14 protein-coding genes are annotated in these 21,019 nt (G+C 52.8%); 6 read left to right on the top strand and 8 right to left on the bottom strand.

Annotation, left to right across the window (positions count from 1 at the left end):
* Positions 1-53 precede the first annotated feature (53 nt).
* Positions 54-680 (bottom strand): LVIS_2131 family protein, encoded by a 627-nt coding sequence (locus tag JUF22_RS04600; protein ID WP_203643917.1) that lies wholly within the window; start codon positions 678-680, stop codon positions 54-56.
* 151 nt (positions 681-831) lie between these two features.
* Here JUF22_RS04600 and JUF22_RS04595 point away from each other — a divergent pair, with 151 nt between their 5' ends.
* Both JUF22_RS04595 and JUF22_RS04590 read left to right on the top strand, forming a co-directional pair.
* Positions 832-1,788, top strand: coding sequence for a linear amide C-N hydrolase (locus JUF22_RS04595; RefSeq protein ID WP_203643915.1), 957 nt, complete (start codon positions 832-834; stop codon positions 1,786-1,788).
* A gap of 154 nt (positions 1,789-1,942) precedes the next feature.
* Complete coding sequence (locus JUF22_RS04590; RefSeq protein WP_203643913.1) at positions 1,943-2,425, top strand: C40 family peptidase; 483 nt, start codon at positions 1,943-1,945, stop codon at positions 2,423-2,425.
* A 661-nt stretch (positions 2,426-3,086) separates the two neighbouring features.
* On the opposite strand, the gene JUF22_RS04585 is transcribed toward JUF22_RS04590, so the two are convergent.
* From JUF22_RS04585 to JUF22_RS04575, 3 genes are all read right to left on the bottom strand, one after another.
* Positions 3,087-3,464, bottom strand: coding sequence for a helix-turn-helix domain-containing protein (locus JUF22_RS04585; protein ID WP_203643911.1), 378 nt, complete (start codon positions 3,462-3,464; stop codon positions 3,087-3,089).
* A gap of 193 nt (positions 3,465-3,657) precedes the next feature.
* On the bottom strand, positions 3,658-5,268 hold the full coding sequence (locus JUF22_RS04580; RefSeq protein WP_203643909.1) for a polysaccharide biosynthesis protein: 1,611 nt from the start codon (positions 5,266-5,268) through the stop codon (positions 3,658-3,660).
* Between the two features lie 728 nt (positions 5,269-5,996).
* Complete coding sequence (locus JUF22_RS04575) at positions 5,997-7,967, bottom strand: S9 family peptidase (RefSeq protein WP_203643900.1); 1,971 nt, start codon at positions 7,965-7,967, stop codon at positions 5,997-5,999.
* 762 nt (positions 7,968-8,729) lie between these two features.
* On the opposite strand from JUF22_RS04575, the gene JUF22_RS04570 reads away from it, so the two are divergent.
* Together JUF22_RS04570 and JUF22_RS04565 are read left to right on the top strand one after the other, a co-directional pair.
* Entirely contained in the window at positions 8,730-9,659 is a 930-nt protein-coding gene (locus tag JUF22_RS04570; protein WP_203643898.1) for a ketopantoate reductase family protein, read from the top strand.
* Between the two features lie 181 nt (positions 9,660-9,840).
* Positions 9,841-10,125 carry an ATP cone domain-containing protein gene (locus JUF22_RS04565; protein ID WP_203643896.1) on the top strand — a complete coding sequence of 95 codons (285 nt, stop codon included), beginning with the start codon at positions 9,841-9,843 and terminating at the stop codon, positions 10,123-10,125.
* A gap of 167 nt (positions 10,126-10,292) precedes the next feature.
* On the opposite strand, the gene spx is transcribed toward JUF22_RS04565, so the two are convergent.
* Positions 10,293-10,691 carry a transcriptional regulator Spx gene (gene spx / locus JUF22_RS04560; RefSeq protein ID WP_125765213.1) on the bottom strand — a complete coding sequence of 133 codons (399 nt, stop codon included), beginning with the start codon at positions 10,689-10,691 and terminating at the stop codon, positions 10,293-10,295.
* A gap of 538 nt (positions 10,692-11,229) precedes the next feature.
* Between spx and JUF22_RS04555 the strand changes: the two genes are divergently transcribed.
* Positions 11,230-13,305, top strand: a complete 2,076-nt coding sequence (locus JUF22_RS04555) for a cation:proton antiporter (protein ID WP_203643894.1) — start codon at positions 11,230-11,232, stop codon at positions 13,303-13,305.
* 1,386 nt (positions 13,306-14,691) lie between these two features.
* Positions 14,692-16,269 (top strand): bifunctional metallophosphatase/5'-nucleotidase, encoded by a 1,578-nt coding sequence (locus JUF22_RS04550; RefSeq protein WP_203643892.1) that lies wholly within the window; start codon positions 14,692-14,694, stop codon positions 16,267-16,269.
* Positions 16,270-16,602: 333 nt separating this feature from the next.
* Here the strand turns inward: JUF22_RS04550 and rny are convergent, their stop codons facing one another.
* The 3 genes from rny to JUF22_RS04535 form a co-directional block, all read right to left on the bottom strand.
* Positions 16,603-18,213, bottom strand: a complete 1,611-nt coding sequence (gene rny, locus JUF22_RS04545; protein WP_203643890.1) for a ribonuclease Y — start codon at positions 18,211-18,213, stop codon at positions 16,603-16,605.
* A gap of 100 nt (positions 18,214-18,313) precedes the next feature.
* Positions 18,314-19,006 carry a YoaK family protein gene (locus tag JUF22_RS04540; protein ID WP_203643882.1) on the bottom strand — a complete coding sequence of 231 codons (693 nt, stop codon included), beginning with the start codon at positions 19,004-19,006 and terminating at the stop codon, positions 18,314-18,316.
* A gap of 883 nt (positions 19,007-19,889) precedes the next feature.
* Entirely contained in the window at positions 19,890-20,834 is a 945-nt protein-coding gene (locus JUF22_RS04535) for an alpha/beta hydrolase (RefSeq protein ID WP_203643880.1), read from the bottom strand.
* Between the last annotated feature and the right edge of the window lie 185 nt (positions 20,835-21,019).

Below are 21,019 nucleotides of genomic sequence, written 5' to 3'. Positions count from 1 at the left end.
AAAACAAAATCGCCTATAAATCCCGTTATATCAAGGATTTATAGGCGATATTTTTATTCACTCATCATAAACGAATGATCCGGAATCCGAATCAAGGTGAAGCGGTTGGCAAGTCGACCCGCGTGAAGGCCAATGCCATTAACGAAGGACTTCTTGTAGGTCGTTTCGATGACGCCGACCCAGGCTTTTTGATGCCGCTGATCATACTTGGCCACCTGCTTGGTGTTCCACTTGTACGCCGAAGCCGGCAGGTTAATGGCCTTCTTGCCCGCCGAAACGGTCGCGTCGGTACTGCTGACCTGGTATTTTTCCCCTTCGGTCAGGTATGTATAGGTCTGTACGGGCTTCTTCCCGGTACTGTTGTTCACGGTCACGTAGTACGCGGATCCGCTACCACTCCCGGTATTGATGACCAGTGGCTCGTAACGGGTAGTCTGACTGACCCGGTCGCCCAATTGGTTGACGTTTTGGAAGAAAGTCGTGTAGCTCATCCCACCGAAGAACAACAGCCAAACGACCAGCTCAATCGTTGAAATGGTAAAGTTCTGCCACGAAAAACTGTGGTGTTCCTTCACAATGAGGCGAATCCGCCGCACGCGCATGTCGTGGACCATCCAGACCAGCGTTACGAGGACGAGCAGCCAGAGTGCCATCCCCACCAAATTCCATGTCGATTTCATTTTCCCAGTTCCCTTCCAGAGTTAAGCCGCAAAATTCGGGTAAATCTTCTCTCTAATAGCTTACGAGATTCGTGCCGGGAATACAAGCCACAGTCCCGGCCAATTTCAATGGTATACTGAAGTCAATTTCCTATATAAGGAGGAATCCCTTGTGTGTACTAGTCTAACCTATACGGCCGCGACAGGCCACCACTTTTTTGGACGAACCATGGATTTTCCCACGACCACACCCTGGCGGCCGGTTTTTCTGCCCCGGCACTACTCTTGGCAAACGGCTCTGAACACCACGCGCACCACCCGTTACGCCTTACTGGGCGGCGGTCGCATCTCGGCGGACTTTTCCGCGTACCTGATGGCCGACGGCGTAAATGAAAACGGTCTCACGTGTGCCGAACTCTACCTACCTGGTGCCGTCGATTACGCCGACGACCCGGTCCCCGGCCAAACAAACCTGACGCCCCAGGACTTCATTAACTGGGTCTTAGGCGAACACGCGACGTTAGCCGAGGTCGTGGCCGACCTGCCCCGCGTGACCCTCGTCGGTCGCAAATGGGGCGCAGACAAGTACGTCTACCCTTTCCACTGGATTCTCAGTGACCGGTCGGGCCAAACACTGGTCATCGAACCCACTGGCGGCCCCCTGACCGCTGAACCCGATGCAGCCGCTGTTCTCACCAATACGCCTGTCTTGGCCACTCACCTGCAAAATCTCAACGACTTCCTCGGCGTTCCCGGCACAGACTTCACACCGGCCACCATTACCGCCGCGCAGTCCTACATAGCGAGTGGCGCGCCACTCCCCACGGGTCCGGTCCCCACTCGGCGCTTCATTCATATGGCCGTTCAACGCTGGGGCACCCCCACGATTGCCACGACCGACGCCACCGTCACCCAACTTTTTGACTGGTTAGCGGCCGTTATTTTGCCATACGACCCCGCTCGCCGCAATCAAGGTAACCATAATTACACCCATTATCGGGGAATTATCGATTTAACCCGGCTGACATATTTCTTTATGTCACGAACAACCAACCGGCTGCAACAAATCACTTTGGCCCCCGAAATGGCGGCCCACCGGCATTTTCCACACGCCTATCCCGCTGATTAACGACTTATATTGCAAAACTTAATTTTCACTTTAATCCGATTGATACTGCTTTGAGACATTTCTGTAACAACTCCCTGATAGTATTAAGCATGTTGATTCGCAACGAGTAACACTTACTACTAAAAAATAAAACTTAAGGAGTTTGTTTACATTTATGAAGAAGACGTTTACTGATATCGTATTGACTGTTATGGCCACTATCGCATTTGCTATTGCCGGGTTTGCTATTACCCAACCCGCTACCGCCCAAGCTGACAGCACCATCTCTTACGACAAGATCCACAAGGTTGCCAAAGCCCAATTAGGTAAGCCTTACGGTTGGGGCTCAACTGGTCCTTCCCGCTTTGACTGCTCTGGTTTTACCAGCTACGTTTACAAGAAGGGTGCTTCTAAGCAGATTCCACGGACTGCCCAAGCCCAATACAACAAGTACAAGCACGTGAGCTACAAGAACATCAAGAAGGGTGATTTGGTCTTCTTCGGTGGGTCTAAGCGTTCTATCTCCCACGTTGGTTTGTACGTTGGTAACGGTCGGATGATCGATTCCCAAAACCGTGGTGTTGTGACCGAAGCCGTTCACGCCCCATGGTGGCACGCTGTTGGTTACGCCCGCGTTGGTAACGTGGTCACCGACTAGTCTAGCTCCATAAACAGTTCCAACCTTCATAAATGAAATAAACTGTATCCCCCGTCGTACGTCGCGACGGGGGATTTTTGGGTAAAGAGTGTGGAACAAGGCGATTAGCTCCCGAGCATTAGTGGCATTAAGAGAATAACCCCGGGTCTGGGTTATTTTCTTAATGGTGCTAAGCGGAAGGAGCTGCCTTGTGGAACACGTTTCGGAGGCCGCAAGAACCGGGATATACTGGCGAGAGAATGTCTAACGACTCAAACTAATGTAGCTTTACAGCCACCTATTTGCTTAGCGTTGTTAAGCGGAACCAGCTGTCCTGTGGAACACGTTTCGGAGGCCGCAAGGAACCTGGATATATTGGCGAGAGAATGTCTAACGAACCAAACCAATACAGCCATCTCTAAATTAATATGTAAGAACACCAATTAACAACCGAATCATCACTATCGCAACCGTGACACTCACAATCACTGATACGCAACCGCACCCATCATACTTACAATCAATATCCATACCTTCACCACCTTCCACCTGTTTATTCACCACACACAAAAATCCCCTTAAAAGTTACCGGATGGCTTAAAATCCTTCGTCCGCAAACCTTTAAGGGGTTTATTCACCTAGATATCTTACTATTTTACACGACTTATACCGGCCAATGCCATCAATGTCCGGTAATTACCCGCAACGCCCAACCAATCGACCCGATCAATGGAAACAGCAACCACCAGTAACCGGCTAGAAATTCCCAGCCGTTCATCGGCCGCCCGTTCCATCGCCGCAAGTAATCATGTGGCCCCTCATGTTCGACCGTCGTTGTCTGCGCTGCCGGTTGGGGCTGCTCACCACCAATTAATTCGTTCAGGTCAACTTGTAACAAATTGGCCAATTTCACTAGCATGTCTAAATCCGGCGACGTCTCCCCCTGCTCCCACTTGGAAATTGACTGCCGGGAAACAAACAACTGGCTCGCTAACTGTTCCTGTGACAATTGCCGTTGTCGCCGAAGTTTTCCCAACTGCTGACTAAACCGATTTTCCATATTCTCATCCCCTCTTAGACTGTCCTCATCATACCCAAGTTCAACCGGGCTGCCTAGCAAACAAAAGCGAACAAGCCGCACTTTGCCCGGGCTAGTTGCGCCCGTAATCGTTGCGAAAGTGGTTGCGAATCTTACGTTATCAGCATTCATCACTTGTCGCACGAAAAAAGGCTTGGCCAGTAGCCAAACCTTGTTAACGATGTAATTCTAATTTTATCGGTCGCTTGAAAATTAATTCTGACACGCCTAACCGGTTAGCTAACCACAGATAGATGCCTAACGTGATCAGCCCCAGGACGCCGACGTAGCCCATCGCCAGCAACTTACTGGTGAAGAAGAAATTCCCAATCAACCACTGGCAACCGTCGACCAAAATCGTGGCGACGACCGCAAAGACCAAATTTAACCGCGCAATCGGTCCGATAGCCCGCAGCTTGACCGCATAGCTCCGGCGAATCAAGCGCCAGCTAACGACCGTGATCCAACCAAAGGCAATCGCCGTGGTCAACAGCGCACCGTAACCTTGGAAGCAATAAACCATTGGCAGTTGCAGGACAATTTTAATGCCCAAACCCGTCAATAAGTAAGTCGTGGCCTTCTTGCTCATCCGCAGCGCCTGTAGCACCGTCAAGAGGTCCAACGCCAGCCCTAACACCAGGCTCTGCCAAACGTTGGCGACCAGGTACGTGGCCCCGGCCCCATCGAAGTTAAAGAAGATGCCGTAGGTTGGGTAGGCAAAGACACTGACCAAAATCACTAGTGGTAACAGCACAAACGTTAACAGCTGAAAATTATTCGTTAACAGCGCCCCAATTTGTGGACGGTTTTCTTTAATGTTCCCGAGTTTACCGGCCAACAGCGGCAAGGACGTTTCCGCCACCGCCATCGCCAACGAAACAATCACCGTGGTGATCTTGTTGGGGTTGGCCGAGAAAATCGTGAACACATACTGGGTCATCGCCGCCGACTGGTGAAGCAGGCCCTGCATAATTTGCTTAAAGAACAACTGATCCACTAATTGACTGAGGGTAATCCCAGACCCGACAATCACAAAGGGAATCGATTCGTAGCCAATCATTTTTAACAGCTGACCAGCAGCATGTTGCTTCCCGGTCTGGCTCTGCGCCGTTAACTGTCGATACGTGCCCCGTTGGCGCCAGAGGTGGCCCAGCAGATACAGGTAACTGGCAATCGCACCGACAAACGCCGCGGCGACACTGATGAAGACGGCCTGAACGTAACTCTGGTGCCAGACTTCGATCAGCAGGTAGGTGCCACCCAAAATCACGATGATTCGGATGAACTGTTCCCACAGCTGTGAAATCCCAAACGGTTTGAGGTCCCCATTTCCTTGGAACCAGCCCCGCAAAATACTCATCGAGGGTAAAATCACGATTGCCGGTACCAGACAGCGAATCGCTACCGTAGCATTGGCCACCGAACTCACGGGACTGTTGGCAGCTAGCACCGGCGCGAGCCCGTACAGCAGGCCCCCACAGATGATCCCGGAAATCACCATGAAGCCGAACCCGGCAAACGCAATGTGTTTGGAGTTAATGAAGCTGTCCTCACCATTGAAGAACGCGACTCGCCGGGCAATCGCCGACGGAAAACCCGCGGTTCCTAACGCAATGAACAACGCATAGGGCGTGTAGGCTGTGTTAAACAGCGCCTGAGCCACGGTTTGGTGCGCGGGCGACCCAATCATCGCCAACCAGGGAATCAGGTAAACAACCCCCAGCACCCGTGAAAAAATGCTCCCAAACGAGAGCCAAAACGATCCTGAAATTATTTTTTTATCCATATATAGTGCACTCACCAATTCAATTCTAAGAAAAAAGCATCACCTGCTAGGATACGCCTCTCATCCCCGGCTGTACATAACCAATCCACCTGGTACGGGCCAAACTGGGTTGTCAGCCCTGCTGGATTGGTGAAAATGTTCGCTGGATTCCGTTCCCGGCGGTGGGTTCAAAGTGCCCTGCTGTGGGACCCGGCTCCAGCCTAAGGAGCGGTCTTCCGCCTCGCCTTGAAGCCTCGCTAAAGTTCGCGAGTCTCCAAGGTCGGTCCACGCTCTAGACTGAGCAGTCCACTCAGTCAAGACCGTCGACACAGCTGGTCACTTTGACCCACCTCTGGTCACTAACTCTTGCGAAATTATTTTCACTAGTCTGGCGGCTGAACACCCGTCTGGCTCGTAGACATCGATTGGCTGCTTAATTCGACTGACTACCATCACAGTGAATCATCGTACTTTAAAAGGCGCCACCACAGACGAATCCGTGGTGACGCCTTTCTGAACAAATAATTATCTAAATAACAATCAATCTTAACCGGAGGAAACCAGGGTGGAGCCAGCTGTGTCGATGGTGTTAACGACTGTTCTTTGGTCGTTTACAGCATGGGACGACTTGGGAGACACGCGCTTTTCGTGGCTTCCAAGCGAGGTGGAAGCCCGCCCTTCGGCTGGAACCGGCCCCACAGCAGGTGGAACCCTGGAAGCCGCAGGTGACCAATCATCCGCAATCCCGCTTATTTTTGAACGGATGGATGCGCGGTGAACCATTCGGTCATGTCGTCCAGCCGTTGGACCCGTAAGTTTGGCAGGCCACCACGGGAGATGCCGTGGAAGCTTTGTGGGTAGCGGACCATGTCGGCGTCGACCCCATTGCGTTTGACCGCGGTGAAGAATTCTTCCGATTGGCTGATTGGGCACCGCATATCCCACTCTCCGTGGAGCAAGCGAATTGGCGTCGTGACGTTTTGCGCGTAGGCCAGCGGCGACTGTTTCCAGTAAGATTCCGCCCCGCCCTCAGCAAAGAGGTCGACGTCCAGTTCTTCTGGGTTAAAGTAAAAACCGATATCACTGGTCCCAAATAAGCTGATCCAGTTGGTGACGGCCCGTTGGGAAACCGCGGCGGCGAAGCGCTTGGTATGCCCCACAGCCCAGGTCGTCATGAAACCCCCATAGGAACCGCCGGCAATGTATTGTCGGTCGGCATCTAATTGCGGAAACTTCTCGAGTGCCACGTCGAGGCCGGTCATCACATCGTTGAAATCATCCTCGCCGTAGTGGCCATTCACGTTGCTTTCAAACGCCTGCCCGTAACTGGTTGATCCGCGGGGATTGAAGAAGACCACACCGAAGCCACGACTGGCGTGCACTTGAAATTCATAAAAGAAGGTCTCGCCATAGTTGGCGTGCGGCCCCCCATGAACGTACAACAGGACGGGTTCCTTAGGCGCCGTCGTTTGCGCTGGTAAATACCAGCCTTCTAGCGCTTGACCATCTTCGGATTCGAAGTCAAAGTGCTGTGGATGGGCAAATTCATGCGTATCTTCGTAAGCGGCGTTGGGATCGTAATTGACGGTCTCTTGACCGGTCGCCACGTTTAACGTCACCAATTCACTCGGCTTGTCTTGGTAGGACACGGCCAACGCAACGGTCTGTTCATCGACCACGGTGAAGTCCACAATCTGACGCGCGGTGTCATCCACCAATTTCACGCCATTGGCATCCCCCACGTAGAGTTGACTGTGGGCGTGGAAGCAAGCGGCGAAGACAAACTGGTCGGCACTGAGCCAACGAACCAATTTACCGCCAGCCTGTTGGACGAAGTCGCCGGCAAATTCAGGCGCCAGGTCGGCTTGTAAGTCCGGCGTCACGTCGGTTAATTCACCGGTTTCACGATTGCCCAGGTACAGGGTCGCCACGGTATGCCGGCCAGCCTGGCCATCGTCACCGATCAAGGCCACGTGAACCCCATCGGGCGCGAACGTGGCGTCCTCAAAATGCCCGTGGGCGAGACTAGCGGTCAAGTCAACCGTTGCGCCGGTCTGGGTATCCAAACTATAGGCACCATGCGCAAAATTCCGTTCGTCGGCGGGATCATCGTCCTGTAAAACCGTGACGTAGCGGCCATCATCGCTGACGGAGGTCAAACTAAAATCGAAGCCTTGTTGGCAAACTTCAGTCACTTCACCGGTGGCGACTTCCAGTCGGCGTAAGCGGTAGGTCACATCTAGTGGCAACCAGCCATAGCCATCGGCCTTGTTGATGAGCTTGTCCACGTGCCGCGTTTGCGGGAAGGCTTGGGGACTTGGTAACTTGGGCTGTTCAGCCGTTTCTGTTGTTTTAAAGAAGACACTAGTGCCATCCGCTGACGCGATAACCGTATTCACGGCCTCATCAGGTGTGGTCGTGGTGACCAACTTGGCCTCGCCACCCGCTAAAGCTACTTGGAAAAGTTGGGCCTTCGCGTCACCAACTGTTGCCGCGTAAAAGAGCTGCGCACCAGCGACTGCCGGCTGCACGTTGAGCTTGCCATTGGACCCGACCGTCTGAGTATGACCAGCGGCGTCAACACGCTTGAGCTGCGCGCGATAATCATTGGCAGCCTCATCAATACTATTTTCAACGAAAAAGACTTGGCCGGCAGCGGCTAACGGCTGAGCCACCGATTTTAATTTGAAAAGATCTTGTGCACTGACACCTTTTGGCATACGCATCGCTCCTAATTATAAATTTTCTCATTATTTTCTCATTTAATGATTGATTTTCATGTTAGCCTAGTGCCCGGCGGATGTCAATTACCAATCTACTCGTTTGCGGGTAAAACTTCTGTTGCCGTTAAACTTTCGTTGTCCTCGCCTCCGGGATGGTGAAAATGGGCCGTGACGCTGTGGGCCTGTCCTGTCGTTCCCGACGGCGGATTCAAAGTGCCCTGCTATGGGGTCGGTTCCAGCCTGAAGACCGGGCTTCCACCTCGACTTTGAGCCTGAAAACCGGTCTCAAAGATCGTCCCGTGGGCTAGGCTGGCACAAAACGCCAGCCAAGACCACCAACACAGCTGGGCACTTTGATCCGCCTCTGGTCACTCACACTGGCCACGCTGGCTCATTTTCACCATCCTTGCGGCTTACACTGGTTTGACCCGCAACGATAGTTTGAATTGACAGCCTTTTTGCACTCTGCCTTTAATCACTGACGTCTGAGCTGACTGAGTTCTACTATTTCTGGAACCAAGACCGATTTGACCCCCAACAACCGCTGAAATTAACATCTCTAAATTCCCTTATCTTCAAAACCGCCAGCTCCCCACACACCGTCCCCTCTTTCTTCCCCAGCGTCTCCTTCACACCACAAAACCTCGGAAAACTGCTAAACTAAAGTTATCCATTATATGTTGGTGCCACATTGATTGGTTAACTTAATTGCCAGTGGTTCCAACATAAATTTACTGATAACCAAGGAGCGTGTTTTCCATGAAAATTGCGATTGCCGGTGCTGGGGCGATGGGTAGTCGGTTTGGCGTGAAGCTACAGGCCGCCGGTAACCAAGTGACCCTGATTGATAACTGGGCCGACCACGTGGCGGCGATTAACCGCGACGGGCTGATTGTGACCACCGATGACGGGACTGACCACGTCTATCCCATGACGGCCATGGCACCACAGGACGTAACTGACCACTTTGACCTCGTGATTCTGTTTACCAAGGCCATGCAGATGGACCAGATGCTGCAAGATCTCGGCGATGTTCTCAGCAATCAGCCGGCCGTGTTGACGCTGGCTAACGGAATCGGCAACGTCGAAACCATTGAACGGCACGTGCCCAAGGCCCAAATCGTGGTCGGCACAACGGTTTGGTCCTCTGGCATGACGGGTCCCGGCCACATCAAGGTGACGGGGACCGGGAGTATTTCTCTGCAGGCCGTCGTGCCGGACGCCTTTCCAAATTTGCCAGCCGTCCTGGACACGTTGAACGGTGCTGGCCTGCATGCCAGTGAAGCCGCCAACGTCATGGCCGCCATCTGGAAAAAGGCCGGTCTGAACAGCGTGCTCAACACCTACTGCACCCTGTTCGACTGCAATATCGGCGAGTTTGGTACACTGCCAAACTGGCGGACGCTAAACGATGCCGTGCTCAACGAATTTCAAGCCGTGGCCGACGCGGCTAAAATTCAGTTCAGTGCCGCGGACGTAACGGACCTGATTGCCGCCCAATTTTCACCGGAAACCAATGGCGGGCACTACCCGTCCATGCATCAAGACATGGCCAATCGGCGGCCAACCGAAATTGATTTTCTCAACGGCTACGTCGCTAAATTAGGCGCCCAACTCAACGTGCCGGCACCGACAAACGCCATCCTGGCCCAAGCGATTCACGCCCAGGAAACCCTTAAAGGCATCTAACGGAAAAAACGGCTGACCACGCTCTGTGGTTTTACTACCATATGTAGAATTAAGCGAATTTTTACCCCCATATCTAGTTGTTTTTTTGCTGGATTCATCGTAAGATGGGTGTACGGGCATTTTTCAAGTTGGTGATAACCGACCACCTGAAGTGCCAGCAAACCTAGGAGGGCAAGAGACGATGGACGTTATCAGAAGATCACAAACGACGATGGACCCAAGCGGTCTTACCGTGGAAACCCCGGACGGTAAACACGCTCCGTTCAATTCCAAAAAGATCCATACAGCCCTCACTAGCCTGACCAACGACCCAACCGTTGTGCACCGGGTAGAGAGCTTAATCGTCGCCCAATTGGCTGGTTTTGACGTGGTGGCCACCGGAACCATTACCGCTACCATCGTGGAAACCTTGGAACAACTGGGATACGCACATATGGCCCAAAGCTATTTAAAAGCGAGTCACTAATTTCAACGACAAAAAAGCTGACCAAGAAATCGCAAGGATTTCCGAGTCAGCTTTTCTTTTCGTCCCACATTTTTTCGCCGGCCTTGAGACTCGACCAACGGAACGTGGTTTATAATCATTTCAATAAAAAACCGACCAGCACTCCCCCGAGAACTGATCGATCCATTCTATGAGCTTAATTGTGATTCCAAGTGATGGAGTTCTGCGGTCCGAACATCCCGTGGCAAGAACCGCCGAATCTCTTCTTCGTTGTAACCCACTTCAAGCCGCTTGTCATCAAAGATGATGGGGCGCTTGATCAAATCGGGGTACTTCACAACGAGATCAACTAATTGGCTAACTGATAAACTGTCCAAATCAACGTGCAGTTCCTTAAACACGTTGGATCGCGTGGAGATAATGTCTTCACTTCCGTTTTCAGTTAAACGTAGAATCTGTTTAACTTCGGCAGCATTCAATGGCTTAGACTTGATATTACGTTCACTGAAAGCAATATCATGTCCCTTAAGCCAAGCGCGTGCTTTCCGACTGGATGCGCTACTTGGTGCAATGTACAAATTAATCATATTCAGCACTTCCTTATCGTTGGATTGAGTAACGATAACAGACAACATAACAAAGTTCACCTAAACAATTTATCGAACTATCTAGTAGAACCAACTTATATGTTACCACAATTGAATGAATAATCAACCTTTTTTGGAAACTTTCTAAATAAGGGGCGACATTTTTTAGTGGGTTGGTTGGGATTCCCAACCATTTCCGTTCACCCCCGTTACTTTGTGATAAACTGGGCGAATTCCCGAAATATCGGCCTGTAACGGGGGCACAAAGTTTTGCAAGTCAACCAATTATCCACCGATAGGTTACGGACTTTTACGAACATACCTACCGGGCGTATCTTTTTCGCCTAATTGTATGTATATTCATTTCATCAGCATTATTATTCATATTGCACAATTTAATCGCTTTAGACCGCCTAGCCATTCGCTGGAAATTGGTTAAACATTAGTTTTTCCAAACTCCCAGACAATTATTCCATTATTTCTGGACCGAGTGGCGTAAAATAAGAACCAACGATTCTATTCATTTGGAGGGATTCACTTGGAAATCTTCTATGCCGTCCTGCTTCTAGTCCTTGCGACGATTGTGGCCAATACGATCTACCCTTATTTTCCGGCCATACCGCAGGCATTCTACCAAATCTTTGTGGGGGGCTTACTCTCGTTAGTGCCTCTGTATCATCATTTTATCCTCGAGCCTGAAGTCTTCATGCTCCTGATTATTGCGCCGTTAATGTTCTACGACGGCCGCAATGCCAACGCCGGTGAGCTCCGGAAAAATATGGGCTCCGTGATGTCCATGGCCGTGGTACTGGCCATCCTGACCGTCGTCCTCCTAGGCTACCTCAGTCACGCTGTCCTCAGTACCCTGCCGTTAGCACTAGCCTTTGCGCTGGCCGCCATCGTGACGCCAACGGATGCCGTTGCTGTGGGTTCCATCACCGCCAATATGGCCGTACCCGAGCGAGTCATGGGCATGTTGGAACGGGAGTCGCTGTTCAACGATGCTTCTGGCTTGGTTGCCTTCAGCCTGGCCCTGACCGCCTTTACCACTGGGAAATTCTCCCTGGGTGGTGGAATCAAACATTTCCTTATCGTCTTCTTCGGGGGACTCCTGATTGGCTTGATTCTCGGGGTGATTGCCGTCTGGCTGCGGGTCTACCTGGTCCGCGGCGGGATGGACTCCTCCAGTGTCATCGTCCCATATGACATTTTAGTCCCCTTCGTTATCTATTTAGCCGCTGAACACATTGGCTTATCCGGTATCTTAGCGGTCGTCGCTGCCGGCTTGATGTTCAGTATATCGACCGACCAACTGCGCCTATCCAGTACCCAGCTCCAACTGGTTTCGCGTTCTACCTGGCACATTCTCACCAGCATTTTAAACGGCTTCGTCTTCGTCCTGCTGGGCGTTTCGCTGCCAACCGTCTGGGTAAATATTCAACGAGACAGCACCAAATCCATTCCCACCTACGTGCTCCTGGCCGTCATCCTCTACGTGGTGATGCTGGCGCTACGTTACCTGTGGATTCGTTTCGACTGGGCCCTGATTCGTTCGGAAAATAAGGACCGCCGGCACAACGCCCTCATTGGTGCCCTCTCTGGTGTGCACGGAACCATTACGTTAGCCATGGCCTTCTCGCTACCACTCACGTTAAACGGCCACGCCTTCCCGTTCCGAAACTCCATGATTTTCATTGCGGCCGTCGTCATCATTTTGAGTTTGCTCGTGCCCACCTTCATCATGCCAATGCTACTGCCAAATAAGGAAGTGGCCGTCGACCCAGCCGAGGCCCTGCGTGAACGTAAAGCCTTGGTGGCCTACGCAACGGAACGCTTAGCGCAAGAAAATCCGGATACCCCTAGTGCCACGCAGGCCGTGATTGAAACGCTAAACAGCCAAGCAACCACGGAACGTCCCGACCGACAGAAAATGAGTGAAATTCTCAATCACGCGACTCAGATTGAAGTGAACACCGTCCAAGCACTCGCCGACAACGGCACCATTTCCCAAGGATTTGCCAACCGTTACGTGCGGATTCTCCTGATGAAATCGCAAATGAGTCACAACAACCCCTTCGTCAATTCCACGCTGTGGATTCGCTTCGTCTGGCACCGTCTGACCCATGTCTTTAGCCGTCGCCGCCACCGTGAACAGCGAATTGCGCAACAGGAAAAGTGGTTGAAACAACATCCGCAAACGGCGGAACAAGAACGGTTACGCGCCGAACGCATCAAACAGGAACGCCAACCACGTCGCTTCCGTCGCCGCCGCGATTCCGCGGCCGATGAGCGCCGGCGGGAAAACTACCTCAAGATTGAACAGGACGTGTACAACGACGTCATCGCTTACCTGACGGACATTTCCAGCGTCGACAACCAAACAGAAGTCAACGCCGTGCGGAACTACTACAATGCCCGGCACCGGCGCTTCGCCTCCAAGGAAATCAGCGACCAGCAAAACGAATTATTCATCCAGGCCTTCCAGTATGAATACACTTATATTCGGCAACGTCGGAGTGCTAAGGAAGTTTCGCCTGCGCTGGCTGAAGAGATGTACCAGCAGGTGTCGACGGACCAGATGCTCTACATGCAAGAAAGCTCAGCTGCAGACTAAACTCTTTGTGTGTTACCATCGCCTCCGGGCGGGTGAAAATGGGCCGTGACGCTGTGGGCGCACGTCTGGAGCCGAAGAGCGGTCTCCAGACTTACTTTGAGCCTCATAAACCGAGTCTCAAAGATAGCAGTTGCCTAAGCGGTAAACCGCTAAGGCAACTCCCACGGCTTAGCCCATTTGCACCCGCCCTGCGGCTTACACTAGTTTAGACCGCAATTCGTTTTGCACTATACCGTTTCAGTTTTTATGAACGTCTGAATTTCAAACGCCAGCCAAGACCACCGACACAGCTGGGCACTTTGATCCGCCTCTGGTCACTGACACTGGCCGTGCTAGCCCGTTTGCACCCGCCCTGCGGCTTACATCGTTTTAGACCGCAGTCGTTCTGCACTTAAAATTGTTTTTTACCATGACCACAATTTTAAGTCAGTCCCTTGTCAATTTTCCCAAGAATATTCCTGAATAAGTAATTTAATTTCTCGATGCCGTTCAATATACATTGGTATTGCCATCGCTTGTGAAATTCAAATGGGAAAGTGACGGGGTTTGCTTTCGTTTTGCCTTTTCTCATTTCGCACTGGTCTATCCCGGTATCATAGGCTTTGACGTTTGTTTTCATGCTGATTCCGGTGGTCCTGGCCTCTTTGTAATATTTCCGTCACATTTTCTTCACAAATTGTTGGTATAGTAATTGCATAACTTACGACTAAACAAACGAATAAGTTACCAATTTTACTCCTCCAAGTAAAAAACGGGCGGCACTGCTACTGCAACCAGCCCACTCCAAACGTAAGATACGTTATTCTCAAAGCGACGACGCAGACGATTAAGGTCTGGCCGCCGTTTTTTGTTACCCGAAAACTGCTCTGGACCCAATTCAAGTGACAGCGCGTCGTCCTTATTTAACCGGCTACCCCTCCCCAGTTGGCAGTCTCAGAATACGGACAAACACCACGAAATGTTTTGCAGGGGGCGGGCCCCAAACCAGTCTCAGCCGCAGGGAGGGTGAAAATGAGCTCAGCCGTGGGAGTTACCTTAGCGGGTTTCCCGCTTAGGTAACTGCTATCTTTGAGACGCGGTCTGCGGCTCAAAGTAAGTCTGGAGACCGCCCTTCGTCTCCAGACGTGCGCCCACAGCGTCACGGCTCAGTTTTCACCCTCCCGGAGGCGATGACAACCACCAAATTCAGCCCCCTGCAAATCGTTTCGGCGGGAGAAAATTGGAAAAATTTACGATTTTAGCCAGCTAAAATTTACACGCAACCCAAACTAGCTTATAATTTCTTTAACACGTTAAAGATTTCGGCGTCTTTTCGCGAACGGTCTGCCAGCAACTGGTCTACGTGACCCGTGGCCAGCCAGACTTCCTATTGGAGGGTGACAATTAATGAAGCTGACAATTTTATCGACAAGTGATACCCACGGGTACGTCTTCCCTACGAACTACGTGAAAAAGGGGAGCCACCAGGGGTTTGGCCTGGCCCGCGCGGCCACGGTCATCGCCCGCGAGCAAGCCGCTGCCAAGGAACAGGGACCCGTTGTGACCATTGAAAATGGCGATTTCCTTGAGGGATCCCCGTTGGCCTACTACGTGGCGCGCGTCCAGCCCGACCGCGACCCGCAGCCCCTGCTCAACATTTATAACCAGATTGATTATGACTGCGGAATTCTCGGCAATCATGAATTTAATTATGGTCAGGCTTACCTACAGGCCGCCATTCGAGATGCCAAACGCACGATTCTTTGCGCCAACATTTTGGATAAAAACGGCGACCCCGAATACGGCCAACCATACAAGATCATCGAAAAAGACGGCATTAAAATTGGCGTGCTGGGTCTGACCACCCAAGCCGTTTACAAATGGGAAAAGGCCACCAACATCAGTGGTCTGCAGTTCGAGTCGGCCTTTATCGCCGCCAAGAAATACGTCCCCATTATCCGGGAACAGGCTGACGTGGTCGTTGTGTGCTACCACGGTGGCTTTGAGCGCGATTTAACCACTGGTCAGCCCAATGACATTCATGTCGGCGAAAACGAAGCCTACCACATTCTAGAGGCCATTCCGGGCATCGATGCTTTGGTCACTGGCCATCAACATCGCCAGCTCGCCACCGACGTCTTTGATATTCCCACGACCCAACCCGGTTTTCGGGGGCAAGCCGTGGGTAAGATTACCCTGGACCTCGACCGCGACGCTGCGGGCAAGGTCACGGTGACCCAGCACGACTCTGAATTGGTCTCCGCTCAGGAAGCCCCGCTCGACAAAAAAGTCCTGGCCGCTGCGAATGGCTTAAACGATGCCGTCGGCCACTGGTTGGACCAACCGCTCGGCCACATCAAGGGCGACATGACCTTTGACGACCCGTTTGACGCGCGGATTCACGAGACCCCCTACATTGAATTTATTCAAAAGGTCCAAATGGCAACGATGGGCGCGGATATTTCCGCTACCGCCCTCTTTAACAACGAGGCCCGTGGCTTTGAAAACCCCATCACCATGCGCAATATCATGACCAATTACGTGTATCCGAACGGCCTGTCCCTCCTGAAAATTACCGGAGCAGACTTGCGGGCGGCCTTAGAGGTCAGTGCGCGCTACTTTAGTGTGAAGGACGGTCAGATCATTGTGAACCCGGCCTTTATCCACCCGAAACACCGGCAATATAATTACGATATGTACGAAGGCATCGATTACACGTTGAACGTGGCGAACCCCGCTGGTCAACGTGTGGAACGGCTGACCTACCACGGTCAACCCGTGACGCCGGACCAATCCCTGCGCATCGTGCTCAACCAATACCGCGCAGTCGGTGGCGGCCACTACGCCATGTTTGGCGCCGACAAGATCATTGCCGAGAGTCAGGGTGCGATGAGTGAAATCATTGCGGATTATCTGCAGGAACACCCCACTATCGACGCCACGGCCAACGCCAACTTCACCATCATCAACGAACCTCGGGGATAGCGCTCCAATTGCGCCTTACCGGGCGGTGCAAATGAGCCGTGACGCTGTGGACGAACGCCTGGAGCCAAAGGCCGGTCTCCGCGCTTACTTTGAGCCACAAAAAACGCGTCTCAAAGCTATCAGTTGCCTAAGTGGTAAACCGCTAAGGCAACTCCCACGGCTGAGCGCATTTGCACCGCCCTCACGGCTGACACTGGCTCACCCCGCTGTGCGCCGATGTCAGTGATTGCGCTCGTTCTCATTAATTATTTCAAAACACGCTACATACAAAAAGGGTTACCCGTACGCCACCACCATCGTGGTTGGCTACGGATAACCCTTTTTCTTTGGCAACTAACTAGCGCTAGCGGCCTTTTTCTTTTTCTTCTTTTTGGCCTTTTTCTTTTCGTCACCGACGTACTCGACCGCCGTGGACTTGCGAATCGTGGTGACCTTGATCTTACCTGGGTAAGTCAACGTCGCCTCAATCTGCTTGGCCACTTCCTGGGTCAGGTTGGCTGCGGCCGTGTCGTCCAATTCCTTGGGTTTCACGATGATCCGCAACTCACGACCAGCTTGGATGGCATAGCTTTCGGCCACACCCTCTTGGTCGTTGGCAATCTTCTCCAACGCCCGCAGACGGTTGATGTAATCTTCAACGGATTCACTCCGGGCACCAGGCCGGGCACCGGAAACGGCGTCGGCCGCGGCAACCAGGTCGGACAGTGGTGAGGTCTTCTCGACGTCACCATGGTGCGCAGCAATCGCGTTGATGACCACGTCTTCTTCACCATATTTCTGGGCAAATTCCGTCCCGATTTCCACGTGGGTGCCTTCGACTTCGTGGTCGATGGCCTTTCCCAAGTCATGGAGCAGGCCGGCCCGCCGTGCTAAACGGGTATTGTACCCCAACCGTGCGGCCATGGCGCCAGTTAACTGGGCCACTTCGATCGAGTGCAAGAGGACATTTTGGCCGTAGCTGGTCCGGTACTTGAGCCGACCGATCAGTTTCATCAAATCGGGGTGCATCCAACCCACGTGTAGCAAGCTGACGGTCTGTTCCCCGGTCTCCCATAAGCTGTGGTTGACGTCCCGTTGGGCATTTTCAACTTGCGTTTCGATCTGGTTGGCGGAAATTCGGCGGCTGGCGACCAAATTGGTGAGCGCCACCCGGGCCACTTCCCGACGAATCGGGTCATGCGTACTGATGAACAACGTGGTGTTGTCATCCGGCACAAAAATCAGGTCCGTCCCAGTCAGCGTTTCCAGCAAGCGGATATGCTGGCCATCGCGGCCGATGATCTTACTGCGAATCTCGCCGTTGGGCACGGTCACCGTGTGTTCCATGTGTTCCTTCGGCAAGTCTTGCGGCCCACTTTCGGTCGCGGATAACACGACGTCCTTGGCCCACTTCTCGGCGTTGGCCACGGCGTTATCATTCAACGCCTTGACCTCCACGTCACGGTCGCGGGTCAATTCTTCTTCGGTGTGTTGGATGACGTGGTCTTGGGCGGCCTTCTCGTCCATCCCCGCCCGTTCTGCCAACGTATCGTCACGCTTGGTGCTCAGCTCTGTGGCTTGATCCTTCAATCCATGAATGGCTTGACGCTGGTCACGGTTGGCTTGGCTGCGTTCATCGAGCATCGCGGTTTGATCATCCAACCGCACGGCCATTTGGCCTAACAGTTGTTCACGCTGCTGACGACGCTGTTCTCTAACGGCAATGTCACTTTTTTGTTCGGTTAGTTCATCTTTAACTGACTGCTGATAGGCTAAGGTCTCGCGCCGACTCTTTTCGTGCAGCTTTTGTACGCGCTGCTGGGTCTGTGCGTTGGCCTGAGCAATGATGTCTCGGGCCTGTTCCTGCACCGCCAGAAGTTCCTGACGATGTTTATGCTGGCGCACCAGATAGCCGGCTACCAGCCCAATCAGCAGGAAACCGATAACGAGTCCTGTGATTAACAATTTATTCGTGCTCCTTAGTTTTCAGTCCCGACGAGGCGCCGGGTGGGTTGGTCACTTATCTCGTTAATTATACGCTATTTGCGGCCACAACCCAAACCAATCATGCGTCCGGTTTCTCCATCGCGGCGGGAACAAAGAGCCACGCCAATAAAATTAATTTTAAAGCGGAGGCAATCCACAGTACACCCAGTGGCGTCAGGTTGGCCAAACGGGCACCCACGGCACAGCCGAGGATAAACGTTAGCAGAACTAACGCCAATCTATTTTGCTTGGCACGGGCAGCCTTGTCGCCGTCAAACCAGGCGCGGTAGGCATTGGTGGCTAAATTTTTCGTATTCCCGGTCATGATGCCGTTGTTGATGCCGATACCGCCGACCTGACGGAAAACGGTCAGCTCATAGCCGGCCATGATACCCAGTAGAAAAATCAGCCACATCGTTGGCATGACGTGCTGCAGGCTGGCCAGTAACATATACGCTACCACGTCCAGTAGCATCAGCCATCGCATCTGCTGGCGCTTGTTGGCCTTGCCCAAGTGTTCCGTTAGCCCCTGCGCGCCAAAACACCCCAGGAAGTAGCCAATCCAAACGGGCACGTTGACCCAGGCGGCGCCCCAGCCATGTTCGACGAGTTTCACGACAAACACAACCAGGTTCCCGGTCTGGGCACTAACGAAAACGGCGCCATGATTCAGAAAGGTGTCCGCATCGATCATCCCCATGACCAGGGTCGCCCCCAGCGTCAGAATGGTTTCGGTGACGGGCCGATATTGGTGCGAAACTTCCGGCTCCATCCAATCATCTCCTTCCGCTTGCTTGGGTTAACGCCCTTTGTCAGCTCAAGGATAGTGAAAATACGTTTAGGTTGTGGTTGCTGTCCGTTCCCGGCGGCGGGTTCAAAACGCCCTGTTGTGGGGTCGGTTCCAGCCTATAGGGCGGGCTTCCACCTCGACTTTGAGCCATAGGGCGGTCTCAAAGGTCGCCCCATGGACTAGGCTAGGCAAGAACCCTAGCCAAGACCATCGACACAACCGGGCATTTTGACCCACCTCTGGTCACTCACTGTGGTACCCGTATTTTCACTATCGCTTGGTGCTGACAGGCTGTTTCCCGTTAGCAAGCGACTTATTCTTTTTCTTTCACTCGTCTTAGAGCAAAGTTGTTAGTGCTTAAAGAATCCATTTACAACGTCAATTATAACGCCCTGGCCAGTTGTCTGGGGATGATTAGACCCATTATTTTTCGCTACATAAAAAGTGGACCAAGCACCCAACATACGGGTAACCCAGTCCACTCGCAAACTTTTAATTCATAACAAATACATTCAACCCGTTTGCCCCACACCAACAACAGCTAATCCCACCGGCAAACCACCTTCACGGCCGGTTACACTAACGTTAGCCGCAGGGCTGGTGAAAATGGGCCAGTCGTGGCAGTGACCAGAGGCGAGCCAAGGCGACCAGCTGTGTCGATGGCCTTGGCTGGGGTATTCTCCCAGCCTAGCCCATGGGACAACCTTTGAGACCGCTCTTTGGCTCAAAGTTGAGGTGAAAGCCCGCTTCTCAGGCTGTAACCGGCCCCACAGCAGGGCACCTTGAGCTCGCCGCCGGGAACGAACGCGCCACGGCCCAGTTTTCACCAGCCCGGAGGCGCCATCAACGACCAGCGTAACCAGGCCTAGTGAATGTATTTTGCCAGGTAGGCTTTGACTGTCTTGGTGTAAAGGGCGGGGGCGTGCGACAGCGCTGCCGCATGCTTGGCCCCCGGCACCACCAACAGCTCCTTCGGCCCGGCATCCGCGCGGTAAACCTGGTAGACCATCCGCGTTGGCACAAAGGTATCCGCGCCGCCGTGAATGAACAGCATTGGTTTGTGATTCCGTTTGACCGCAGCTAAGGCGTTGGCGTCCTTGAAATGGAACCCCGCCTTGATCCGCGCCACGGTGCTGGTCATTGGCACCAACGGCCAGTACGGAATGTTGTACATCTGCTTGGCCTGATACGTGATTTCCGCCTGGGCATCCGTGTACCCACAATCTTCAATGTAGGCCTTCAGCTGGCTCGGCGTTTTCAAGCCACTGGTCATCATGGTCGTAGCGCCCCCCATGGACACCCCGAACAGGACGACTTGGGACTGTTGGCCTTGCTTGGCAATGACCTGGTTGACCCATTTCAAATAGTCCTTGCTTTCGTAATACCCGTAGCTGATGACCTTCCCCTGGCTTTGACCCTGCCCACGGGTGTCGGGAATCAGCGTGTTATACCCTAATTTATGGAACATGGCAACGTACCCGCCCATGGCTTCCTTGTCAGACCCGAAGCCGTGAACCAGCACGACCGTCTTCTTGGTCGTCTTGGCGGCTGGCACATAGTCCGCCACTAAGTTTAAATTGGCGCCGGCAGCCTTTTCGGTCCACCGTTGCTTGGGCACGGTCTGATACCATTTTTTCGCGTCGTACATCGGATCCGTGCGTTTCAGCTTGGTGCTCGTTGCCACAAACGCCTTCTTGCCGCTGGCCACCGTCATGTTGTAGAAGTACAGGCTGGCACCGACTAAACCGCCACATACCAGCACTACTAGTACCACGAGGGCAATCAGCCACCCCTTTAGTCGTTTACTCACGTTCATTTCCTCCCAATTTCTCAATTCTCAACGCGCTGCGGGTAACTTTCCCCGCAATAGCGCCTGCCAGCCGACCGCCAGTAACTGGTGGGTCGCGGCCCGCTGCCAGATTTCTCCCTCTGGTAAGTATACGAAGTTCTTTCGGTGAGCGCAATCGTTTTGAAGTTTGCTATAATGGTCACAAC

Source organism: Levilactobacillus lanxiensis, from assembly GCF_016861655.1.
In the GTDB taxonomy this organism is placed as follows: domain Bacteria; phylum Bacillota; class Bacilli; order Lactobacillales; family Lactobacillaceae; genus Levilactobacillus; species Levilactobacillus lanxiensis.
Note: the sequence above shows the minus strand (reverse complement) of the source record. Positions and strands in the feature narration are given on the sequence as shown.